9 protein-coding genes are annotated in these 3,629 nt (G+C 52.8%); 4 read left to right on the forward strand and 5 right to left on the reverse strand.

All coding sequences use genetic code 11. The annotated features are described in order from the left end of the window. Positions 1 to 184: 184 nt before the first annotated feature. The 4 genes from HWQ67_RS14415 to HWQ67_RS14430 all read left to right on the forward strand — a co-directional run bounded on the left by HWQ67_RS14415 (position 185) and on the right by HWQ67_RS14430 (position 1,601). On the forward strand, positions 185 to 538 hold the full coding sequence (locus HWQ67_RS14415; protein WP_218253388.1) for a hypothetical protein: 354 nt from the start codon (positions 185 to 187) through the stop codon (positions 536 to 538). Beyond that, the gene (locus HWQ67_RS14420; RefSeq protein ID WP_218253389.1) at positions 535 to 822 is read left to right on the forward strand and encodes a hypothetical protein; all 288 of its coding nucleotides are present in this window, start codon (positions 535 to 537) and stop codon (positions 820 to 822) included. The genes HWQ67_RS14415 and HWQ67_RS14420 overlap by 4 nt, the downstream gene beginning before the upstream one ends. Positions 823 to 1,004: 182 nt before the next feature. Further along, the gene (locus tag HWQ67_RS14425; protein ID WP_218253390.1) at positions 1,005 to 1,190 is read left to right on the forward strand and encodes a hypothetical protein; all 186 of its coding nucleotides are present in this window, start codon (positions 1,005 to 1,007) and stop codon (positions 1,188 to 1,190) included. A 183-nt stretch (positions 1,191 to 1,373) separates the two neighbouring features. Further along, the gene (locus HWQ67_RS14430; RefSeq protein WP_218253391.1) at positions 1,374 to 1,601 is read left to right on the forward strand and encodes a hypothetical protein; all 228 of its coding nucleotides are present in this window, start codon (positions 1,374 to 1,376) and stop codon (positions 1,599 to 1,601) included. Here HWQ67_RS14430 and HWQ67_RS14435 read toward each other — a convergent pair whose 3' ends face one another. The 5 genes from HWQ67_RS14435 to HWQ67_RS14455 form a co-directional block, all read right to left on the reverse strand. Next, positions 1,602 to 1,793: a hypothetical protein gene (locus HWQ67_RS14435; protein WP_218253392.1), complete on the reverse strand. Its 192-nt coding sequence runs from the start codon at positions 1,791 to 1,793 to the stop codon at positions 1,602 to 1,604. It lies immediately after the preceding gene. Positions 1,794 to 1,841: 48 nt separating this feature from the next. Continuing rightward, positions 1,842 to 2,153, reverse strand: a complete 312-nt coding sequence (locus HWQ67_RS14440) for a hypothetical protein (RefSeq protein ID WP_218253393.1) — start codon at positions 2,151 to 2,153, stop codon at positions 1,842 to 1,844. 263 nt (positions 2,154 to 2,416) lie between these two features. Beyond that, on the reverse strand, positions 2,417 to 3,049 hold the full coding sequence (locus HWQ67_RS14445) for a collagen-like protein (protein ID WP_218253394.1): 633 nt from the start codon (positions 3,047 to 3,049) through the stop codon (positions 2,417 to 2,419). A gap of 17 nt (positions 3,050 to 3,066) precedes the next feature. Continuing rightward, positions 3,067 to 3,213 (reverse strand): hypothetical protein, encoded by a 147-nt coding sequence (locus tag HWQ67_RS14450; RefSeq protein WP_218253395.1) that lies wholly within the window; start codon positions 3,211 to 3,213, stop codon positions 3,067 to 3,069. Continuing rightward, the coding region (locus HWQ67_RS14455) for a DNA polymerase (RefSeq protein ID WP_218253396.1) at positions 3,210 to 3,629 on the reverse strand (420 nt) is incomplete at its 5' end. The genes HWQ67_RS14455 and HWQ67_RS14450, both read right to left, overlap by 4 nt.

The raw sequence follows: 3,629 nt of genomic DNA on the forward strand, positions 1-3,629 counted from the left end.
TGTTCATGCGCAAGGAAGTGTTTGATCTGTTTCTCAAGGAACTCGGCTTATGGAAGGATGGTGTCAGTAACAGGTTGACGGCCATCGAGACACGTCTCGTTGTGTGGGGGGCGGCGATGTCGGTGGGGCTATTAGTGGTGACAATCATTCTTCGCTTCGTAAAAATATGAGGAGGGCATGTGAGATGAGAAACCGTGCACAGCGCAACAACAATCCCGTTAACCTGCGATATGCCCACCAGACCGAAGCGGTCGGCAAGGACGCCGATGGGTTTGCCGTATTCGGCACACCGGAGGCGGGGTGGAGGGCGGCGCACGCACAGATCCGCCTGGACCAGACCAGGGGGGTGTCGGTAAGGGAGTTCATATTCAAGTTCGCCCCCCCGAACGAGAACGACACCAACGCCTATCTGGAGTTCGTACTGGATGAGTTGGGGATAGGGTCGAGTACTCCACTGTACAGCATAGGGGTGTATGAGTTGGCTGGGGTGATGGCGCAGTATGAGGGATATTATGCCAAGGAGAAGGTGGTGGTATGAAGGAATTGATAGCGGGGCTGACACTGGTGGCGCTGTGCTTTGGGGGGTACTTCTACATAGATAATCGTTATGCTCTCTGCGCTGATGTCTCAAAGATTGAACAGAAGTATGATTACAAGTTCAAGGTGATTGAGATTAAGGGTGTAAATGAACGCATCTGGCAGTTGGAGGATAGGGTGAAGAAGAACCCCAACGACAAATCTGCGGCAGAGGAGTTGAAGAAGCTGAAAGAGGAGAAGGCTCTGATGACGGAGGAATTAAAGGAGTTGGGGAGGAAAAAGTGAAGTATCTCAAGTGCCCCGTCTGTAGGGTCAAAGTCGAGGCCGACATCTCATCCAAGGGGTATTTGGTCATGTTCGACCACGACGGTTCATATCATTCGTGCGCGAGTAGGAAAGGAGGGATCATTATGCCATGCAAGGGTAAGGGTAAGGGTAAAAGTAAAAAAGGAGGGAGGTGAGGCAGGATGAAGAGTTGGAAAACGACGGTAATGGGGGTTATGGCAATCATCACAGCACTAATCTCGGCTGCAACCGGCATCATCAACGGGACTCCTGTTGACTGGACAGCCATCATCACCGCTATCATGGCGGGGGTGGGGTTGATTGCAGCCAAGGACAGCAACGTGACGGGAGGCACGATACGCCAATAATGGGAGACACTCTATCCTCAGTCGGCTCACTATTGGGAGGTGCTCTTGCAGGTGGGGGTGTGGGGCCAATTGCCTCCGCCCTCACCGAAGCCCTCAAACTCGTTAATCACTTAACAGCCGATGATCCCGTGAAGCAGGCGAAGGCCACGCGGGAGTTCGTGTTGAGAATGGTGGGGGTGATCAGTGAGATTAAAAGAGCGGATCGGGGTACTGACGTTAGCGATCTTGTTAGCCAGCTTACTGAGTTGCTCAACGCATAAGCCCCCCTCGGTGGTGGATAGTGAGGTGATTGGGTTGCCAGCGGGGGACTATCTCATCATTAAGCGTGATGTCCTGTCCGACTTGATGGATGCGGCGGTGAGGTGTAAGTTCGAGTTGCTGAAGTGCGAGGAGCGGATGAAGGGGCGGTGATCACCGCTCCCACCTCTCCAACACTGCCAACAACAACAGCGCCCCAAAGAACACCGCTCCCATCACCAGCACCGTAATCAATACCCACCGCGCTATGTCGTGACGTGTAAGCGCGCACAGCGCTGCCAATACCCCCACCTCTATGCCCCATACAACCAGAACAGTACGTGCTAAGGTATCTCTCGTCAGCACAGTTACCTCCTTGCGGGATGCTCCCAAGTTGTGGTCCCCGTTTGCTTTTTATGTAACTATTTTCCCTTGTTTTGGATTTTCAATGCTTATTTTCCCAAGACCTTTCTTATAAATAGATCCAGTTTTTCTATCCTTAAATATAGCTTCATTGCTCATCCATCTTACTAACGGTTTATTTCCCTTATGGTATTCGTTTGAATTTTTATACAGATTAGCCGCATATAATCCACATGGATGGGAGTAATTCTTTACAAATATTTCCATCGCTTCTTCAGGGGAACTGCCCATTACAAATTTCACTGTAGTGTCTGAAAAAAATAGTGCTGCGAAGCTATTTGCAACAATAAAATATTCTTTCATTTCGCATCACCTCACTTTCAAATTGGGTAGGTGGGCAGGATTTGAACCTGCTTGGTATGGCTTATGTTAATTCGGTAGCGCACTCCCCTGTGAGTCGTCCGACCATACCTGGAGTTTTCATTGCTCATGTGCGTTTTCGCCAGAACGCCACCACCTACCCTCTCTAATATTCAGTGGGGAGGGCCGTAGCCTACCCTCCCCCGGCGCTGGTCCCACATCCTGTGCCACACTTAGTGACAGTTGGATTTTGCCACGTTCGCCGTTTACTGATAGCACAACTCCAACTCGCCATCCAACACCCGCACGGGCAGCACCTTGTAAATCTTGAACGTGTCCTCCGGTGGCTTCCACTGGGAGCACACCCCATCCACCCTGCTATACAGTATGGGCTTCGGGGGCGTCTCCACGGAAATAACCGTCTCGTCCCCCGTGGGGACGTATATCGCCCCACCATTCAGATACCCGCACTTCTTCACACCAAACAGGCACTCCGTGTCCAGCACAAATGCGGGGGGTGAGCAATCAATCGTATTGAAGATCAGCGGCGTCTCGTGCTTCAGACTGAAGAGGATGTCATTCTTAACGTCATACCACGAGAACCAGAACGGGAGGGCGATCGGCTCATCATCCTCACACAACCACAGGGCGGGCCCTGCTGGCCCCTGATCCCCTTTCGGTCCTTGTGGCCCAACCGGTCCGGCTGGCCCCTGCGGTCCCTGTGTACCCTCTCCCGACACCACCACCATCACCTCATTCTTGTTGCATCTCCCCGTTGCGGGCAGGAACCTGTACACCCCGCTCACGGTGTTCTTGCACAGCTTAATATCCTCGCCCACTGCCGCCGTCACCATTGCCAACACCATCACCACTACCATTCCTACCATCAACTGTCTCATGCCTTTTCTCCTCTCTGTTAGTTAGATTTTAACTGCGCCTCATACCGCCTCCTGATGGTGTGCTCCTTCATTATTTCGGTGTAGATTTTCAGGCAGATCGCCACCAGACCAATGTTCATCGCCACCGTCAATACGCACACCGTAACGATCACCGCGTCCCTCATCTCATCACCTCCTTCCACTCGTGCATTTCACTCCACCTCCCTCCCACCTTACAGTCAACAGGGGTGGGGATGGACAGCTTAACCGCGCCCTCCATCACGGCGCGGATCTCCGGGATAAGGTCGTCCTCCACCCCCACCAACATCTCGAACATCAGGTCATCGTGGATCTGAATGATCGGATAGCAGATTCCGTGATACACCCAATCCGACAGTGACAGCCACAACTTCCTCATCGCCTCCTTAATAATTCCCTGCGCCCCCCCTTGAATGGTCTGGTTGACCGCCAACCGTACCGCCGCTTCCTGCGACTGCTGGAACACGCTCATGATGCCGGGAATGTACTCCATCCTCCCGAACATATCCGCAATCCTGCGCTCCCTCCGCACCTGCGTGGCTACTGCGTTCATGTAGTCCCT

The sequence above is a fragment of the Candidatus Magnetobacterium casense genome, from assembly GCF_019173545.1.
Taxonomy (GTDB): domain Bacteria; phylum Nitrospirota; class Thermodesulfovibrionia; order Thermodesulfovibrionales; family Magnetobacteriaceae; genus Magnetobacterium; species Magnetobacterium cryptolimnobacter.